Raw genomic sequence first — 19181 nt, forward strand, 5'->3', positions numbered from 1 at the left:
AGCTAACTCACAGAATCAGATTGCAGTTTAAAACAGGTAATGCATTCGTGAATTGCTGCAAACAATTGATCTGGTTGAATTGGTTTGGTCGCAAAACTATCGCATCCTGCTGCCAGGCACTCCTCACGCGCCCCATTCATTGAATGGGCGGTTAAAGCAATAATCGGAAATCCATACCCCCTGGATCGAAGTTCCTTAGTCGCTGCATAACCATCCAGTTCCGGCATCTGCATATCCATCAGAATAACATCATACACTGACTTTTTTTCCACAGCATCCAGTGCCAGTTTGACTGCTTCCAAGCCATTTTCAGCCAGTGTCACATCATGGCCAGCTTTTTGTAGAAAATAGCGAATCAGTTTTTGGTTATCAGGGCCGTCCTCTGCCAGTAATATTTGATAGCTGTGTTTTACTACTGGTCTTTCTTTGCAGGTAGTACCCTGTGAGAGCTTTCGCTCAAATGCCGTTTGGTCTAGATACTCCTCAGCCCCGGATTCTCCTGATCTCACTGTCACACTGAAAGCCGTACCGGTTCCATACTCACTGGAAACTGTGATTTCGCCTCCCAGAATATGAGTCAATCTTTTGCAGATTGTAAGTCCCAGACCAGTTCCACCATATTTGCGTGTCGTTGAAGAGTCCGCCTGGACAAACGGCTGAAATAGCCGCGACAACTGTGCCTCAGTCATTCCGATCCCAGTATCAATGACATCGAACTGAAGTCCTAGTTCATTGAAACCCAAATGGACTGACCTGATCACCAGTTCGATACGACCTTCCTTCGTAAATTTAATCGCGTTACTCAGCAAATTGATCAGAATCTGACGAAGCCTGACCGGGTCACTCTGAATCCAGTTGGGAACCTGTCCATCAACCTTCACAATCAGATCCAGCCCTTTGTCGAAAGCACGAATTTCCATCAGTGTCTTGACGTCTTCAATCAGTTCAGTCAGAGAGCATTGAATAGTTTCCACTTCGAGTTTATCCGCTTCAATTTTTGAAACATCCAGAATATCGTTTATTAACTCCAGCAGATATTCTCCATTTTTTTTGATTGTCTCAAGATGACGCATTGTCTCAGGGTCTTGATTTCGCTGACGCATGATTTCAGCAAACCCCAGGATGGCAGTCATGGGAGTTCGAATTTCATGACTCATATTGGCCAGGAATGCAGTTTTGATATGACTGGCTTTCTCGGCTTCCTGTTGAGCGATCACCAGATCTTCAACCATATGATTGAAGGCATTGGCAAGGCGACCTATTTCATCTTGTGATTCAACCTCAATTCGATGATCTACATCTCCAGCAGCGATCAGCTCCGCACTTTTTGATAGCTCTAATATGGGAGAGACGATTCCCCGTGAAATAATCCAGACTGAAAATAATGCAAAGCTCGTACCTATAACGGCCAGGATACTGATAACCATAATCGCCGACTGGATTGAACTATCTGCATGGTGAGTGGCTTTGACAGTATCAGCATGGATGAGAGGGTGCACTTGATTATGCAACAGGTCATTGAGGGTCTCCAACTTCTGCTCAAAGCCAGTCAAGTGACGATCAATGTCATCAGTAATATTTACGATCTGATTGCCATAAGTTGTAGCCTTCTCAAACAGCGCATCGATTTCATTCACTCGCTGAATCTCCAGCTGATTAGAAATGGATTGCAGATATTGCGCTTCGAACAATCGAAATTTTCGCTCCGCATCAAAAATCCGCAACAGCAGAGTCTGATTTCGCTGGACTACGTATTCTTCAATTGAACCAAACGTAATATTCAGATACTTTTCCATATTATGAGAGGCATCTGCTTTAATGATTTCCGCTTCGGACTGGCTATTGCCCGTTTCACGATTCTCACTGCCTATTAACTGATTGATCTGCTTGACATGGTTTACAAATACGTGTAACGCTGCATCCCGTTTATCAACCAGTCTGACCAGTGCTGCAGATTTTCGATTGTATTCCGAATAATCGAGCTCTACCTGTCTGTTCAGATCCAGTTCCTGGCCAGACTGAGTCAGTTTCTTATAACGCTTAAAACTTTCCTGAAAACTGTCTCGAGCCAGGATCAGTTTCTCAAGATGTTTCTTATCTCTGTCGCGTACATAATCGAGGACAGAGCGTGCCATCTTGCCAGCTTCTATTTCCATTTCCAGTATGGATTCTTCAAGCGGCTCTTCAACTGTTACCAGTTGGGAAATGTCATGATTAATATTTGATAATTGAAATAGCGTAACAGCTCCACTGGCAACCTGAACCAGAACCAGCAAACCAAATGCACATTTGAGGCGATCAGAAATAGACCACTTCCTCAATTTTGCAGGTATCCGTGTTAATGGCTTGAAGATTTTCATTGGATTCAGAAAGCGCTGGTTCAGTTTGCGATAGAGAATCTGATGATGAAGCGCATACGCAGCCTCACTCAGTTTACATTTCCCAAGATCAGTGAATTCACCGCACCATAAGTAAGGCATTCACCTCCTTAAAAATGTATCTTCCAAAAAAAAACTGATCGCCAAAGAAACACCAATCCTTACAAGATTGCAGGAATGAGTGACTATAAATTCGGGGAATACGGAATCAGAGGGTCGTAATAGATGTAGGGAGAGTTGATCGATCTGCGAATGAATGAGAAGCATTCACTGAAGCTGGTAAGTGTCCATCCAGACAGATCCTGCGAAATGAAAGTAAGTTGAAATAAAAAACGCCAGCACCGTTCAGAGGGGGGTGAACGATACTGGCGATCAACAAAATCTGAATTAATAATGAACGCTGTAACGATCTCGTTACATCTGGTTCAGTTCGGCAAGAGTGAATTTGAGAACCAGACCGCTAACTGTTTCATCATTAACCAGATAAAATCAGAGGTGCTGTCTCTTGAGTGGTAAACTAGTCGTGAATCTGATAATAACCGGCTAGCACTAAAAGATGGTTATAGCCTATATCAGGTCATTCTAAGTTATCGTAATCTTCGTGCCCCAATCGCTAATCGAAATTGAAAATCGACTTTTAAAGTGATTTTCCCCGATAGACGGATCGTTGCTAAGATTCCAGTTATGGCGATATTTCACCCATTGACTGTCAGCATTTGATGCCGAAGTCGTGCTCAGGCACGGACCAGGCATTGCGATTTGATTTCTGCAGCGATTTCTGAAAGTGGTAAAACTTTGTCGGCGAGGCCAGCCATGACGACAGCAGCCGGCATGCCCCACACCACACTGGAAGCCTCATCCTGTGCAATGATCGTACCTCCAGCACGTGCAATATCGTGGCTGCCTTCGATTCCATCCTCCCCCATACCTGTCAACATTACGGCCAGAGTAGCACTTCCGTAATGTTCAGCCGCCGACCGGAACAGTGGATTAACAGAAGGTCGGCAGAAATGCTCCGGGGGTGCCTGATTGATCAAAGTCACTTTCTGACCATTATTTTCTCCAATAAGGAGATGACTGCCTCCGGGGGCAACATATGTCTTATGCGATTCAAGTGGCTCGTTCGGCTTTGCTTCCACTGTGACCCTGCCACTATCTTTTTGAATATGCGACGCCAGGATTTCTGTAAAACCTGGCGGCATATGCTGGACGATTAGAATCGGAATAGGAAAATCGACAGGAATTTGCGGCATTAATTCTGCCAGTGCTTTAGGCCCACCTGTACTGGTTCCTATCACCAGAACCTCTGGTTGCTTATAGAATTTGATACTTTTCTGGAACAGTTGCCCTGAGGTGGGAGAGGGAGCCGGACTCACTGTCTTTGCAGGGACCGTTGACTCAACAACTTGCACAGTTGATTTTCTCTTGGCACCAACGGCTTTGATCATCATGACCAGTTCGCGGGAAAGCACACGAATGCTCTCGGCAGCGCTCGCTGTCTGAGGTTTGGCTACACAGCCAACCGCCCCCAGAGACAGTGCTTTGACTGTGGTCTCAGCCCCCTGGCTGGTTAAACCGCTAGCCATAATCACAGGTACGTCTGGAAAATCACTTTGGATTTTCTGTAATGCCGTCAGACCATCCATCACAGGCATTTCTACATCGAGAATAACCACATCCACTGGATGAGAACTCATCCAACTCAATGCACGTTCACCATTCATGGCAGTCCCGGCAACGATGATATCAAGCTCCTGTTCGAGCGACTTCGAAATCAGGCCGCGAATGACAGCTGAATCATCTACAATTAAAACACGAATCGGTTGTGCGGACATAACTTGACTTACCTGTAAGGACTGCAGTTTCAAAAACGGTAATGCACCTGCATCATTTTGGATAATTAGATATAAATACTGGCTTCTCTCTATTAAAATAGGTCACAAACTATATCCCCTTCTGAGCAGTATGTTTATTTTCTTATCAATTCAGCATTCCGTGGCAGCCCAGACAGACTATTCGTTATAATCGCACTGCACTATATTCTGATGTATATTTCTTTCAAGTATTTGCCTCGCTTCATACTGCTATCGACTTCAGGAAATCTAAATGCCAGTCCATCCCCAAGTTGCACGATATCTCGATGAAATTTCCCAAGTGGACCTGCCACCGTTCGAGGAAATGACTCCAGAATTCATCAGATCTACACTGACTCCCTCACCTGAACCACACCTACCTGCAAAAAAAATCGAAAGCCTGCTCATCCCGGTAGGCGATGAGCAGATCGAAGTTCGGATCTATACTCCTGAACTTGACTCCAATGACCTTCCAGATCATTGGCCCGCATTGATCTATTTTCATGGTGGAGGTTGGGTGCTGGGAACACTCGATGCCTATGATGGTTTATGTCAGGATCTGGCGGGAACAGCAGGTTGTAAAGTTCTTTCTGTAGACTATCGCATGGCACCCGAATATCCTTATCCAATTCCGTTTCAGGATGCGCTTGCAGCAACATTCTGGGTTGAAGAACATGCAGATGAACTCAATCTCGATCGCCAGAGGATTGCCATCGGAGGTGACAGTGCCGGAGGAAACCTTGCTACTGCGGTTGCCCTGAAAGCCCGCGAATCAGAAGCCCTTAAGCTGTATTACCAGTTATTAGTTTATCCAGTAACAAATTATTACTTCGATACAGAATCCTATCAGAAATATGCCACAAATTACTTCCTCACCAGAAGAGCAATGGAATGGTTCTGGGAACAATATCTGCCAGATGAATCTGCCGGCCGCGAAATCTATGCTTCCCCATTGCGGTGTAAAGATCTATCGGGGCTACCAGCTGCTTTAGTCATCACAGCTGGATATGACCCCCTCTATTCCGAGGTGATACAGTACATTGAACAAATGCAGAACTCGGACGTTCCTGTCGAACACATCAATTTTGAAGATATGATCCATGGTTTCTTTCGGCGCTCTGACGTTTTCGATCGCGCCTTTGAAGCTGTGCAAATGGCTGGTTCTCATTTAAAGCAGGCATTCTTACCGAAATAGGCTGAAAGTAATTTCAGTTTATTCTTCTGTAGCAATACGATGCAATCTGCCTGTAATGAGAAACTGTAACAGAAAACAGCTGAGCAGGCTCAGATAAAATGCCGGCATAATGATTCCTGTCTCTCCAATCGTGTAGTGAAAGAATAAATACATAATCTGCAGAAACGGAGAGAGGCAGGCTTCAAGGAGAATCAAGGTTCCGATCGCAAATGCCAGCGCTCCCCAGCGAACTACCAGGGAGTAATATGCCAGTAAATGCAAGAAGACTGCATATTGGGCCAGGATCAGCGGAATGTAGATTTCCCACCTGGCATCGGCAAAAACCAACACACTATCCGGAGCCAGTAACAAGATCAGAATTATTCCCATACTGACAGGAATAAGCGACGGGCTGTAAACAACGGTCAGAAAACGTAGCGCGTGCCGGTTGAAAACCGTAGCGCTGTCTGTGCAGGATTCGTCCTGATGTGGCTGTTTGGGGACGAATGCGTGGTCTTTTGTTATTTCGTCAGTCGCGGTTGCTTGCTTGAGCTTTTTGTGTGCCGCCGTTTGGCGTCCTGTAACCGGTAACTTTCACCAGTGGTTTCCAGGATATGGCAACGATGGGTGAGCCGGTCGAGTGTGGCCCCCGTCAGCCGTTCGCTGCCCAGGACCTCGGTCCAGTTTTCAAAGGGGAGATTGGTCGTTACGATCAGGCTGAAACGTTCGTAAGCCGTGCTGATCACGTCGAACAGCAACTCGGAGCCGAGTTTACTTGCGGGGACATATCCCAGTTCATCCAGAATCAGCAGATCGAGTTTCGCGAGCTGCTTTTTCAGGCGGGTTAACTCCCGCTGTTCGCGGGCTTCCATTAACTGGGTAATCAGTTCTGTGACCTGGTAAAAGCGGACCCGCTTTCCCTGGCCGCAGGCGGCAATCCCCAGGGCGACTGCCAGGTGCGTCTTGCCGGTGCCGGAATTGCCCACCAGCAGGATATTCTCCCGCTGCTCGATAAACTCACCCCGCATCAGTTCGCTGACCAGCAGTTTGTTGAGGCCGGGCTGGACCTGAAAATCGAACGTTTCCAGGGTCTTATACGTCGGGAACTTCGCGGCCTTCAGACGTCGTTCCGCGGCCCGGCGTTCCCGTTCAATCAGTTCCAGTTCACATAACTGTAACAGGAATCCCAGATGGTCGACATTGTCAGTGGCACAACGGGCGGCGATCTTTTCGCATTCTCTGAGGATGGTGGGCAGCCTCAGGTTCTTGAGATGGTGCTGCAGCAGCACCAGGCTTTTGGTTTGTTTTCTGGTCACGTTTAACCTCCGATTAACAGGGACTGGTAAGCAGAAACATCCGTCTGTGCCACCTGTACCAGCTTCAGGTGGGGACGGCCTTCCAGGCTGAACAGAGTCAGCGGTGACTCCTGCTGGTATTCCAGAATCAGGCGAATGGCAGAAGCGCGGGTCGCATCAATGTCCAGCGCGTATTCCACCGCACGCTTCAGTGCGGATAACGGATGGTGTTCCAGCAGGCGCAGCACCTTGATGAACTCCCGCGTGCCGTCTGACTGCAGTTCGGCTTCCAGCCGACGGCGGAGAATGCCCAGACAGACCGGCAGATCCCAGTCTTCCAGGGGGCGGGCATGATCAAAGCCTCCCGGCTTCCGTTCCAGTAAACTCAGGTAATGAATCGGGTTAAAACGGGTCTGTTCCCGTCCCCAGTCCCGCTGGTGCCGGGCGATTAACGTCTCTTCAAACAACAGCCGCACTTCGGTGATGGTGGCCACGATAGTGATCTGACGATGCGCGTATTTTGTGGGAACCGAGTAACTGTTGGTATCAAAGCGGACCAGCGACAGGGAGTCGGCGTGTGCCTGTCCCAGTCGGCAGGCTTCGAACGTCTGCTGTGGCAGGGGCCGCAGGAATTCCCGTTGTTCTTCCGCCAGCAGGCTCTGTTTGGGGGAAGCCTGTCCCCGCAACTGACGCTGCAGATCGTTCCGGCAGCATTGCACTAACTGCTCGTTCAGAGTCTCCAGGGAAGCAACCCGGGGAACGGGGACCAGGAAGTTGCTGCGGGCATAGTCCAGCAACCGCTCGACATGGCCTTTCTCATTCGGTCGTCGTACCAGACAGAAATGATCGTCAAACAGAAAGTGGCTTTTCAGACGCAGGAACTCGGTCGTTACTTTTCGCTCACGGTTCCCTACCAGACTGGCTACTGCGATTTTCGAGTTGTCATAGCTGATCCGCTGCGGTACACCGCCCAGAAATTCAAAGGCCCGCTTGTGTCCTTCCAGAAAGGCTTCCGTACATTCCCGGGGAAAGGCCTGGATAAAAATCGCGTCCGAATAAGGTAACGTCATCACAAACAGGGCGACTTTGGTCAGTGTTCCGTCCAGCCAGACATCGGCAAAGCCGAAGTCCACCTGGGCTTCGCCCGGGGGATGGCGGAGCGGCAGGAAAACCTCGCGGGACTGGGCTTTCCAGTCACGGATGGCTTCCCGGACGATCGTGATTCCACCGGAATACCCGTGTTCGTCCCGCAGACGTTCGAAGATGCGCTTCCCCGTATGGCGCTGTTTGCGATGCACGCTGCGGTCGTTCTGCAGAATCTCATGAATGATCGGCAGAAACGGCTCCAGCTTGGAAGGCCGGGGCTTAGTCAGCCGGTATCCCGGCGGCTCCGAGTAGGTCAGTATTTTTTGCAGCGTGTCCCAGTGAATACCGTACTCGTCACGAGCAGCACGTTGACTGATTTCTCCGGTCAGAACACGCCGACGGATCTCACCCCATAACTCCATATCTGTAATCACCCTTGCCCCCGCTGTTTCCGGATCAGAACTGACTCATATACTGAGAGTCTGACCCAAAACCAACAGGTGGTCATCTGGGCGCTACGTTTTTATACCGATTTGCCACTACCCGACAGGCGCTACGTTTTCTGGCCGCTGTTTACAACGGACACACTCCTAATAACTTTTCACACATGATCCGAGCCAGCGAATGAGGAAGCAACATGAGTAAGGGCATCATTTTTTGCCTGCGTTCCTCACGGAATACCTGTGATACATACAATGTACTTTCAATCACAAAACCGCCACAGAGTAAAAGCAGCGAAGTACTCATCATGCCACGCCAGCTGAAAGACGAGATAAACGAAATGGAGGAATATTGGTCCAGGAGCATACTTCCTCCTGTAACCAGAAGAATCAGCAGTGGGTAGAACAGCAATTTGAAAAGAAAAGCCTTCTTGCCTCCGGTAGTAAACTGGAACTCTTTCCAGGCCAGAGCCAGATTACCAGGTCGATGTTTCCGAAATCGAGTTTTCCATTTTCGAACTGGACCGTCAGATTTTTCTGCTGCAACGCGAACTGAACCAGACTCAAAACAGGCCCAGGCAGTTAGAAAACAAATTAATCCAATTACAATATTGCTTACGACTTGTATACTGATTACCGATCCGCTGAAGCCGGTCGTCAGAATCTTCTGAAATTGTTCAATGACCGATACCCGTTGACTGATCTGAGAAATACAATCGATCCCGCGTGCGAAATATCCCTGAGAGCTAATTAAACCTCGTGATTGCAGGTTTAATAAAAGCTCCGAAAGCAGATAGGGGAACAGGAAAAGTATCGTCATTGCAATCAGCACGAGAGCAATGGCATCACCTGACCGCCTGGCATAAACCGAGCATAGCAGAGCGAAATTCGAAATCAGAACAACATAAGCCACCATTGCAAAAAGAGTGGCAAATATCTGCAGAGGGGTTATTCCTCCCAGGCCTACTGCCAGTAACAGAAAGGGCACTTGTGCCAGGATCAACAGAATTATCCGAACTGCTCTAACCGTAGATTTCCCCAGAAGCAGCCCCAGTGAACTGATACCAGCCAGCTTCAATAATGGCAACGTCTCTTCATCTTTCTCCTCAGTGATTGCCGTCGAAAAAATGCCAATACCTGCCAGCGTCACCAGCCAGAAATCAAGCCAGATCATCTTTGAGAAAAAATCAAGTCCTGGAGAACCAACACGAGAACTGCTGAGCCAGGAAGAGAAAAACATGAGAAACACAATACCAATACAGGCAAATCGAAAGAGATGTATTTTCCTGAGATAGACATCTTTTTTGATAGCAAAACTCGTGAAAATCAAAGATCCGCGAAACATGCAGTGCCTCTTTCAGTCGATCTGAATTTTGAGGGGAACTTCGAGACAATACAGGACCAGACCATATTTATTTGTCACTTGAGGAGATTGTAGAATAAGTTCATCTGGGGCATCGCATAAAACCAGAAGTTTCCCTGTACTCACATTAGACTGCTGTTTGCTTCCTGTCTGGACTGATTCGATTCCCAATGCTCGTTTTAACAGCACAGGAAACAGTTGGTCCAGTGGCAGTTTATCCGGAGTCTCTCGGGGTTTCACAGTCCCGGTCAGTCTGAATGTAGCAAGAGAATCTGCCGCATTTCGTAAAGAATAATCGAGTACGGTTGAAATCTTTCTGGATGTTCCGTGATAAACAAGCCGTTCCTCGTCCTGTTTAAGCTCATATAATTTCGGACCTGCCTGAAAGTAGATCTGTTTGACCTGACTGGGGAATTGATCGTTGATTTTCAACGTGAGTGCCTCCAGGCCAGATTCATTCGTCAAGACAGATTCGACTGCAACCTCAAACACAGTTTTCCTGGTCTTGGCTTTATGCAGAAAACTTTGCGTAGAGCTTGGCGGCATCTCTATCTTGAGCATCCCCTGAGATCCACTTGTACTGATTCCGTTGATTCTGGAAAATTCATTACACGCTGCATAAAGATGCTCGTCACCCAGGTGTGATATCTCATATGTTCCACCATTCACGATACCGAGACTCGACCATTCACTGAGCTCGATTTCTCGATCGGGTAACACATTTGCCAGGAAAAGAGAATGAACTTGTGATGTCTGATTTGAGCTGTATTTTCCGCTAATTAAAAAGATCAGACTGAACAGTGCTGTACCCAGAAAATAACAGACATAGTAGTAGTAAGTTTTCTGACTCAGTCTGGTAACGATGTAATATCCCGGCCCGACAACCACTAAATACAAGAAGGAAATAAAGAAATTAAAATACCAGATTCGCTGTGGCTTACTCATTTCAGTCAGAGTAGTAAGTATTTCTTCATCACTCATATTCGAATGGAGAAAACCTGCATGCGGATAATACCCCTGAGCAGGATCATAAGAATATGCATCTGCCAGTTTTTCCTCTCCATCAAATGGCTGTTCAGGATTTTGCTGAATCGTTCGTAACACCCTGCTGAGTTTAGCAGATGATAATTGATCAATTTTTATTTGATGACGGAAGATTCGCCCTTTGCCATAACTCACAACATTGGACATTCGATCCAAGGGAGCAAAAGATTCTGAAAAAACAAGCGCATTACCGCTGGCATTTTTAAAAAGGTGTACTGTTCCCCCGGAATAAATCCATTCTAGAAAAGCAGTTCTCCGCGCTTTATCCCACTTGGGAACATGGTTCAGAACCACTGACTCCAGGGAATCAGTGGTTGCAGAGAAAGGGGGAAATATCTCCTCTGGATATTGTTTGATCCCGGGCAATAATCGTTCAAGACTTCCAAAGCTGACCAGTTGAACTGCAGCTCGTTCATGGGTTGGTACGGGTGCGAGAAATGATTTTGACTTATGGCGTCCTGTTTCTTCCCAGTCAACAGACCAGTTCGCATTTGACTCTGTAAAATAGGGGTAAAATTGAACCCATTTTTTCTCATACGGAGCTATGTAGATACTCTTTGCAAGCGCCAGTCCAATTGTCTGCCCACGAAATGATTCCGGTTGAAATCGCAATTTTCCCTCAAAGGGAGTCGTCTTATTATTTTCAACAAGGAGTGTGACTGGATTAAAATGATACGCGACAGGGCGGTCATGAAAGGACCAGCGTATTTCATGAATCTCGAGAGCCAATACTCTGGATGGAATCAAGATCAGAAGCAATACAAAAACGCCATACCTTCTGAAACCTGGAATACAGGATTTTCTGTTCATACCGGATATCTAAAACTCCCCAACCAGATTTCCATCTTGACGATTGGCCAGCCGCTTCAAAACCTGATAATCGGTTTTCTGGCTGAGATAGCGCACTGAAGCATCACCAAAACTAAAATGAGCGCCCTCTGCATGAAAACTTGAAAATCCCCCAACATGGAGCAATGCTTTTTTCTCTTCCGGAGTCAGTTCCTTTTTTTGACGAGTCCCTTCGAGATTGCCTTCTGCATTCCAGTCTTCTTCCCCCTCATAACCGGCAGATAGCGGATCGTTTTTGAATTGATATCCACTAGCGTTCCCATAAGGATAAGCTGCACGAGGCGATAACCTGGTGGACATCAACTGATTAATCTTCGTCCCCATGTTCCGCAAGGTTGAAGAAGTCCCTGAAGTCCAGCTCAGCAAACCTCCATCTGATGTTTCTCCCAAAAAGATGGTATAAGAGCGACCATCTTTCAAATCCTTTTCACGAATCCTGCTGTTTAAATAAAATACTCCCTGATTATCTGCATCAATGGGTGCCTCTACGTCATGCTGACAGCCGGCATAGTTATAGCCTCCCGTGGGGCTGGAAGGACAAATAAAACATTGCAGCATATAGTTTGCGGTGTCTGAATTGACAGGATCATACACCCCTTTCATGAAATCATAACTGAGGAATGCGGCCCGCTCGTCCAGTAAAGGGAGTATCTGAAGAACCCAACTGACATGGTAACCTTCGGGTTGATTTAAGATGGGCCCCTGTGGGTTGATAGTTCCTGGGGGAAATACTTGATGTGCCATCCGATAGTTTTGCAACGCGATCCCCAGTTGCATCAGGTTGTTTTTACACACATTGGACCGCGCAGCTTCTCGTGCCTGTTGCACCGCCGGCAGTAAGAGAGCGATCAGTACCATGATTACTAATAAAACGCACCACAGCTCAACCAGCACAAAACCCGCAGGTTGTGATCTATTCTGTTGCTGAGTCTTCATGCAGAAATGATCCTCTACAGTGATTGAATCTGTCTTAGTTCCCCGAAGCAGTTTCATGACACGAAAGAGACTAAAAATCAGAAATTAACTGTCCGTCATGCCGATTTGCCAGTGCCTGATATATCCCCTCATCAATATTTTCGCTTATAAACCTCACACTGCCATCACCCAAACCGAAATGGGCTCCTCCCATATGATAGCTGGAAAAACCGCCAACATAGAGAGGATTCTGAGAAGCCTGAGATCCCCCAGAACCGTTTGTAGAATTCTCTGATTGCGTCCGTTCATCAAACTTTGCCTTGCCGGAAAAGTAAGTTAACTCCCTTGAATTCAGTTGGGTACCCGCATTTCTTAATGTGGAACGAGTTCCTGATACCCACCCTCGTTGATTGCCGTCAATAAATTCCCCAATAAAAATGGTTTTAGAGCAACCATCCAGGATTTCATCGTAGCGCACACTGCTGTTGAGAAACAGGACTCCGTTATTGTTCACATCAATGGGAGCTTCGATATCATTCTGCATGCCGGCGTATGAATGACCAGGAGCCGGATTTGATGGACAACTCAACGTCGGAATTCGATATTCGGCGACCTGCTTATTCACAGGCGCGTAGGCACTTTCGTTAAAATCATACTTGTTAAATGCAACTCGCTCATCCAGATAAGGTAGAATCTGGAGTACCCAACTGACATGGTACCCTTTCGATTCATTTCGTACCGGACCGGTGGGGTTCACGGAACCAGACGGTAAGACATTATGCGCCATCTCATAATTCTGCAGTGCGATATTAACCTGCATCAGATTATTTTTGCAGGACGAACGATGGGCTGCCTCCCGTGCCTGCTGAACTGCTGGCAGAAGCAAAGCGATTAAAATCGCAATAATGGCTATTACGACCAGTAACTCGATCAAAGTGAAACCACTTCGAGTTCGCAGTGGCGCTTTTCTCGAAAACGAACATGAAATTGACATGATCTTTCCTTTGTATCTGTTTTTCCTGCTGGGAATAATATCAGTTGCCTGATTTCTGACCTTTGATCTTGCAAGGCCATTCCCGAACAATGCGTACACGACCTGAATCTTTCACGGGATAACTGGCCTCTGTTCTGATAATGACTGATGACTCCATTTGTCTGTTTTTCTGGACCTTGATTACAACTTCTCCTGGATAATCTTGTCCCATCTCCTCGGGCTGAGTCTTCCAGATTTCTCCTTCATAGTCCGGATTCTGTGCCAATTTCGTCACTGCTCTCTGTGCGGCAGCATCAGCCAGCCAGGACGACTGCAGCTGAAAGTGCTGCTGTTTTAACTGTCCAGTTTCAATGGTGGTCTGTTTCAGTATTTCGCCGATCACTGCCAGCGCCAGAATCAGGCAAAGCATGGGAATCAGGACAAAAGACCCCCGCCGATGGTGTTGAGGCTGAGCTCTCATCACAGTGGGATCCAAGTTTACGTTGGGATGTCGCAATTTCATTTATTTACCTGGATTCCACAGACTGATTCAGGAATCGATTCTGATGATTTAGATGCGATTCACATCTGAAAACCCTATTCAGGGGTTTCAGCGTTTTATTTTCGTGATTGGTTTCTTCAGGAATTTGTAGTTCCAGCGAAACCAGTTCCTGCTGATCAATTTCAAATTTCGTATCTGACAGGTGTAAACGATATTCTTCCTGAGAAATGAGCTTGCCTTCTTTGCGAATTTCCCGACGCATCGCATCACCGGATTGAGTCATAAAATAGACAATGGAAGTTCCGTGCCCTCGATCCAGATTCAATTGTTTCTGGTTATCCGGCATAAGATTTGCTTGCCGAGCAGTTGCGACATCCATCCTGAATTGATGCGAGAGCTTTTGTAGAATCAGATTGTCCTGGATGCGCTCTGTACCCTGCATCTCTACGCGCATCAGAAATGCCAGAGTAGTCACTGCCACTGTAAACAGAATCGACATCGTGGCCATCACAGCCAGCATTTCAATCAACGTAAATCCTTCACGCAGATCCAATAACACTGTCTCTTTTATTCTTTTCGAATCAGACTTTTTCATGAACCGGACTCATTTGATAGAACCAGAGTGTCAACATCACGGGATCTACGTAATCATCATAGGTATTCTTCCAGGACACTTTGATACGGACCTGGCGATTCGCCGCAGGCTCTTCATTTTCGACTAATTCCAGCTCTACTTTTGGATCTTTGAGACCTAATTGATTGATGAGAGCAGTCTGATATTTCTTGAGCCCTTCCTGACTTAGTGTCTGCCAGGTATTCTCTGCAGAAATCCGCTCTGCCAGGTTTCCCAATGCTGTCGTAACCTGAAACCGTTCATCAACCGCTTTTCTCTGTAGACCAATGGCTTTGAACGCAGGCAGAGCAATCGCGATGGTGGCACTTACCAGAATCATTGAAACGAATGCCTCGAAGAGAGTAATCCCTGCGCGACGTTTGTTGTGATCAGTATCTTTCACTTGACTGTAAATTCGATTTTTCATGTACATTTTGAATCAGGCATATTTGAGAAGCAGCTGAATTAAGGGCATAAAAAGTGCAAGCACAGTATAGCCCACCAGAACCGCCAGAATGCAAATCAGAATGGGCTTACATATTTCAGTAAAGTACCTCATTCTGCGAATACTACGTTGTTCGATCGTATCGGCCAGAGTACGCAAGACATACGGAAGATTTCCCAGTTTCTCAGCAGTACTGCAGAGTCCCGCCTCAGCGGAGGAAATGACATCTGCTTCCTGCAGTGACTCCCAGAAATTATGTCCCTGGCGAATCCGGATCGCTGCTGACTGGGCCTGCTGTCTGACATCTGTCCATAGATGATAATTCCCGACAGAATCCAGAGCGATCAGTGGAGGACTTTCGACTGCTACCGCTTGCGCTATCTGTCGTAAACAATGTGGGGTATTCAATCGCGGAAACCAGCCGGTAATAAAAGGGATCCGGAGATTATACCAGCCGAAATAATTCCCAAAATACAATAGTGCCAGAATCATCACCGGCAGTGAGAAGATGGGGAAGAATAAATAGAAATAAGAATATACCAGGTCGCTCGCATCTATTAGGGACCGAGTAATTGGCGGCAGTTCGATGCCGAAATCCAGAAAGATCTGTTTGAATTTCGGGACGATAAAATACATGATAAATCCTGTGATGATAAATTGCAGAGACAGGATGATCGTGAGATACAGTATCAAATTCGCCAAATTTGATTTATCTGATGTATCATGAAGTTTTTTCGTTGCTCTCACCGCGGCATCACGTAATGCAATCCCTGGACTTTTCGTCTCTTCACCTATGTGAACTGACACGATTGCAGATTGTGGTAACAGCCCTGGACTATAAGCCATTGCTTCGGAGAGCGAATCTCCAGAGTGCAATCTGCTGCTGAAATTTAAAAGACGATTACGGTATCTGCCTGACATTGTTTTAGAATAGCGATCGATTTCTGTTGCCAGAGGTATATTTTTTTCCACACAAAACGTAATCAACCATAGTAATTCTGTTTCTCTGGAACGCTTATTCAATGCCAGAACATTCAACAGACAACAGATGAAGACCAGAACCAGAAAAAATAACGGAGCGAGATATACTAAAACTGATACAAAAATCAACAGGGGCATTCCGAGTAAGATACTGCCTCCGATGCGGATGAGATGTACCCGGTTTTGCAGTGTCTGCGGCAGGATGTAATCATCCCCCACATTTAATGCACGAAGTAGTTGAAAGCATTGCCATTCCAGATAAATGGTAAAACAATAAACCAATACGGTCGGTAGCCCTGCTAATGCAGCCCCAAAGAGTGATAACTGATTTGTCACGACGGCCATAACTTGGAGCAGGAGAAAAATCACACTTGTTGTCAGCATGATCAGTGTATAGGCTTTCCAGCAGAATATGATCAGCGGATTCACTCCCTGGTGACCGAAATCCCGAATTCTCCAGGAAAGCATCATCGCGGTGATGCCTGCGATTGGAAAATAGACAAAGAAAGCCAGACTAAATATCACCCCTAGAAATTCCACTGCCGTCCATTCTTTAAAAAGTTATACGAGATTCTTCAACATCTTGAGCATGGGCAGATAGACAGCCACGATCGGAATACCTAATAAAATCAGCATGCCGATGATTAACACTGGTTGAAGTATAAAAATCAGAGTTCCGGTTTTCAGATCCGCTTTGGCCTGATAGATATTACTGCTGGCCCGCAACGACTCAACAAAGATCTGTGGCTGGTCCTGCCAGCGAAACAGATGGATAAAACTCTTGGTAAAATGGGGTGAACTTTGAGCAGATTCCATCAGACTGAATCCTGCATTCGTCCGTTTGATTAGAATATCACACCCTGCAATCAGGTTAGGGTCTCGAGTCATCTGTGCTGCTAACGTCAGTGCTTCTGGTAATTTTACTCTGGCATCGATCAGGCCAGCCAGGATGCGACAAAACTGTGCAACAGAGGTATTACTTAGAATAGTACCAAACACTGGGATTCGATTAATCATTCTGCGTCTCATAGCGCGCATTCTCAGGAAATCGAAACTGAACCAGACCAACAAGGCACTGCCCAGTGTGATAAGCAGCATCTTGATACCATAATTCGCTATTACATCAGAAGTTTTTATCATCAAAATAGTCAATCCGGGAAGCTCAATACCCAGGTCCAGCATCAGCACTTTGTAGCTTCCCAGGATGATTGTCATCAGAAAATAAAACAGAATAAAAGATCCCAGAATTAATATGGCTGAATAAAATAGAGCGGCTAAAAGTTTATGTCGGGATTGTTTGAGTAACCGTTCGCTTTCAATATAATCCTCGATCACAGATTCCAGTTTGTCTGTACTTGCTGACACTCTGATCAGAGAGGAAAGATTCTGAGGGACCGACTGTAAATATTCCTGAAAAGTTTGCTCGGTCGTCCTGCCTTGTTCCAGATCAAGAGCCATTTTCTCAAATGTCCGCGCCAGACTTCGAGATGGGGACTCTTCCGATAGCGTGCGCATACTTGCCGAAAGTGGCAAACCCTGAATCTGATGCTGTGAACTTTTCCGGATTGTATCCAGATAATCCGGTTGGGTACTCCAGATTGTTTTTCCAAAATCTTCGAGCGACACTCCCTCGAATTCAGTGATTTCTGCAGCCTCGTCTCTACCAGAAGCTGTATCTGTAGAATCTGCAGTTTCACATAAATCGACCCGAACTATTTTCAACCCCTGCCCCATCAACTTGATACGCGCCGATTCATCACTGTCAGCGGACAGAAAACCGCTCACTTCCTCGCCATCGTATCCGATACAGAGATATGAAAACTGCTTCATTATAGTGAAGGACTTCCCAGCATTTTCAAAATTTCAACAAAAGGTAAAAAGACAATCAGGGCATAGCAGATCGTAATGCCTCCGGCGACCAGTACCACCAAAGCTACTGGAAGGATGTGTTTGATCCATTCCATGCGATTCAAGACACGCGTTCGATAAACACGAGCCATCTCTGACATTATGCCTGGCAGCTGGTTTTGGTGGGCTGGATTGACCATCATTGATTTAACATAGTCCGGAAGCTGTCCCGCCGATTGAAAACTGATGTCAAGAGATGCACCCTGCTCCAGCTTTTCAGCTACGCGCTGAAACTGATTTATTAACTTCGGATTACCTGTGGATTCCGCAGCCAGAACCAGCGAATCGGTTAGAGGAACGCGATAGGAAAGCAGAACTCCGGCCATTTCTGAAAACGTAGATAAGTTCATATCCTGAATTAATTTTCGATAACCTGGGATCCAGCCATACGCCAGGCAGGTAAACAGGGCTCCTGACAGGGATTGATTTTGTTCCCGCGACATCATGAATGAATGTCGGCTGTAATTCCAGCTGAATATCAGCAGCAGAAAAATCAGTGGAATCAGTAAATACCAGGTTTGATAAAATTCGATTATTTTCATAAACGAGTTCATCAGGAATGTATTCTTAAGCTGGAAGATCTCATCAACAGTAACCAGTTCAGGAAATATGATGAAACACATAAACAATGAAAGCAGAAAAGCCACAAATAGAACAAAGGCAGGATACAGCAATGCGGCACCAATTTCCCGACGCAGTTCCATCCTGGCGCGGGAAAATGAGGTAAACGTCGTCAGTGCTTCCGGCAAACGCCCCATCTGTAAACCAGATTTGACTAATGCAACATAGGAAGCAGGTAGACGAACAGCCTCAGATTCAAGCGCCGCATCCAGTGAAGCCCCCTGTTCGATTTTTTGTATCAGTTGCTCTATTAAGGACTGCGAATCTTTTTTCAGGTACTTTGCGGCATTCCGTAGTCCTTCATCCAGAGGGATTCCACTGCGGACCATCGCAGACAGTTCATCATTCAGATCGGCCAGACTCTCGGCCGAAACGTTCTGGATGTCCATTTTATTCAAGCCCGTCATGAATGTTGTTATCTCACCAGTCGAGTAACCACCATGTGATCCCGTGTTCATTTCAGGCTGAATTCGCCCGATGTGCCAGAGAACTGGCAGGACAGAGGGGAAAATACGATTCTTCCCGGAAATGGGAATCTCAAAGCATCCCTTAACAGATTCACTGCTTTACTAAGGAACAAGTATCTAATTTTTTTTGTCTAGAAACATCAAAAAAGCAAAGATTTTCGGCTCCAATCTGATAGATCACTTCCCCAAAGCAGGAAATCTGTTTTACAGGCCTGGCTCCCCGACCCAATTACAGTTTACAGATGGAAGACCGCAGATTACAAAGAGAGATAAC

General features: G+C 46.4%; 16 protein-coding genes. 1 reads left to right on the forward strand and 15 read right to left on the reverse strand.

Annotation, left to right across the window (positions count from 1 at the left end; all coding sequences use genetic code 11):
• Nucleotides 1-2: 2 nt before the first annotated feature.
• Nucleotides 3-2480 carry an ATP-binding protein gene (locus Enr10x_RS28215; protein WP_145452380.1) on the reverse strand — a complete coding sequence of 826 codons (2478 nt, stop codon included), beginning with the start codon at nucleotides 2478-2480 and terminating at the stop codon, nucleotides 3-5.
• A 632-nt stretch (nucleotides 2481-3112) separates the two neighbouring features.
• On the reverse strand, nucleotides 3113-4213 hold the full coding sequence (locus Enr10x_RS28220; protein WP_145452382.1) for a protein-glutamate methylesterase/protein-glutamine glutaminase: 1101 nt from the start codon (nucleotides 4211-4213) through the stop codon (nucleotides 3113-3115).
• 271 nt (nucleotides 4214-4484) lie between these two features.
• On the opposite strand from Enr10x_RS28220, the gene Enr10x_RS28225 reads away from it, so the two are divergent.
• A complete protein-coding gene (locus Enr10x_RS28225; RefSeq protein WP_145452384.1) occupies nucleotides 4485-5426 on the forward strand; it encodes an alpha/beta hydrolase in 942 nt (313 codons plus the stop codon).
• A gap of 18 nt (nucleotides 5427-5444) precedes the next feature.
• On the opposite strand, the gene Enr10x_RS28230 is transcribed toward Enr10x_RS28225, so the two are convergent.
• The 13 genes from Enr10x_RS28230 to Enr10x_RS28290 all read right to left on the reverse strand — a co-directional run bounded on the left by Enr10x_RS28230 (nucleotide 5445) and on the right by Enr10x_RS28290 (nucleotide 18847).
• Complete coding sequence (locus Enr10x_RS28230) at nucleotides 5445-5777, reverse strand: hypothetical protein (protein WP_145452386.1); 333 nt, start codon at nucleotides 5775-5777, stop codon at nucleotides 5445-5447.
• Between the two features lie 149 nt (nucleotides 5778-5926).
• Nucleotides 5927-6721 (reverse strand): IS21-like element helper ATPase IstB, encoded by a 795-nt coding sequence (gene istB / locus Enr10x_RS28235; protein WP_145447830.1) that lies wholly within the window; start codon nucleotides 6719-6721, stop codon nucleotides 5927-5929.
• A gap of 2 nt (nucleotides 6722-6723) precedes the next feature.
• Nucleotides 6724-8208, reverse strand: a complete 1485-nt coding sequence (gene istA, locus Enr10x_RS28240) for an IS21 family transposase (protein WP_145447831.1) — start codon at nucleotides 8206-8208, stop codon at nucleotides 6724-6726.
• Between the two features lie 151 nt (nucleotides 8209-8359).
• Nucleotides 8360-9571, reverse strand: a complete 1212-nt coding sequence (locus Enr10x_RS28245) for an ABC transporter permease (RefSeq protein ID WP_145452388.1) — start codon at nucleotides 9569-9571, stop codon at nucleotides 8360-8362.
• 12 nt (nucleotides 9572-9583) lie between these two features.
• Nucleotides 9584-11443 (reverse strand): hypothetical protein, encoded by a 1860-nt coding sequence (locus Enr10x_RS28250; RefSeq protein ID WP_145452390.1) that lies wholly within the window; start codon nucleotides 11441-11443, stop codon nucleotides 9584-9586.
• A 9-nt stretch (nucleotides 11444-11452) separates the two neighbouring features.
• The gene (locus Enr10x_RS28255) at nucleotides 11453-12418 is read right to left on the reverse strand and encodes a DUF1559 family PulG-like putative transporter (RefSeq protein WP_197997406.1); all 966 of its coding nucleotides are present in this window, start codon (nucleotides 12416-12418) and stop codon (nucleotides 11453-11455) included.
• Between the two features lie 70 nt (nucleotides 12419-12488).
• Nucleotides 12489-13391: a DUF1559 domain-containing protein gene (locus Enr10x_RS28260; RefSeq protein WP_145452394.1), complete on the reverse strand. Its 903-nt coding sequence runs from the start codon at nucleotides 13389-13391 to the stop codon at nucleotides 12489-12491.
• Between the two features lie 40 nt (nucleotides 13392-13431).
• Nucleotides 13432-13851, reverse strand: coding sequence for a hypothetical protein (locus Enr10x_RS28265; protein ID WP_145115372.1), 420 nt, complete (start codon nucleotides 13849-13851; stop codon nucleotides 13432-13434).
• 46 nt (nucleotides 13852-13897) lie between these two features.
• Nucleotides 13898-14425 (reverse strand): PulJ/GspJ family protein, encoded by a 528-nt coding sequence (locus Enr10x_RS28270; protein ID WP_232093171.1) that lies wholly within the window; start codon nucleotides 14423-14425, stop codon nucleotides 13898-13900.
• 28 nt (nucleotides 14426-14453) lie between these two features.
• The gene (locus Enr10x_RS28275) at nucleotides 14454-14825 is read right to left on the reverse strand and encodes a hypothetical protein (RefSeq protein ID WP_145115377.1); all 372 of its coding nucleotides are present in this window, start codon (nucleotides 14823-14825) and stop codon (nucleotides 14454-14456) included.
• 99 nt (nucleotides 14826-14924) lie between these two features.
• A complete protein-coding gene (locus tag Enr10x_RS28280) occupies nucleotides 14925-16451 on the reverse strand; it encodes a type II secretion system F family protein (RefSeq protein WP_145452396.1) in 1527 nt (508 codons plus the stop codon).
• A 21-nt stretch (nucleotides 16452-16472) separates the two neighbouring features.
• Nucleotides 16473-17741: a type II secretion system F family protein gene (locus tag Enr10x_RS28285; protein ID WP_145452398.1), complete on the reverse strand. Its 1269-nt coding sequence runs from the start codon at nucleotides 17739-17741 to the stop codon at nucleotides 16473-16475.
• Nucleotides 17741-18847, reverse strand: a complete 1107-nt coding sequence (locus Enr10x_RS28290) for a type II secretion system F family protein (RefSeq protein ID WP_197997407.1) — start codon at nucleotides 18845-18847, stop codon at nucleotides 17741-17743. The genes Enr10x_RS28285 and Enr10x_RS28290 overlap by 1 nt, the downstream gene beginning before the upstream one ends.
• Between the last annotated feature and the right edge of the window lie 334 nt (nucleotides 18848-19181).

The organism is Gimesia panareensis (assembly GCF_007748155.1).
In the GTDB taxonomy this organism is placed as follows: domain Bacteria; phylum Planctomycetota; class Planctomycetia; order Planctomycetales; family Planctomycetaceae; genus Gimesia; species Gimesia panareensis.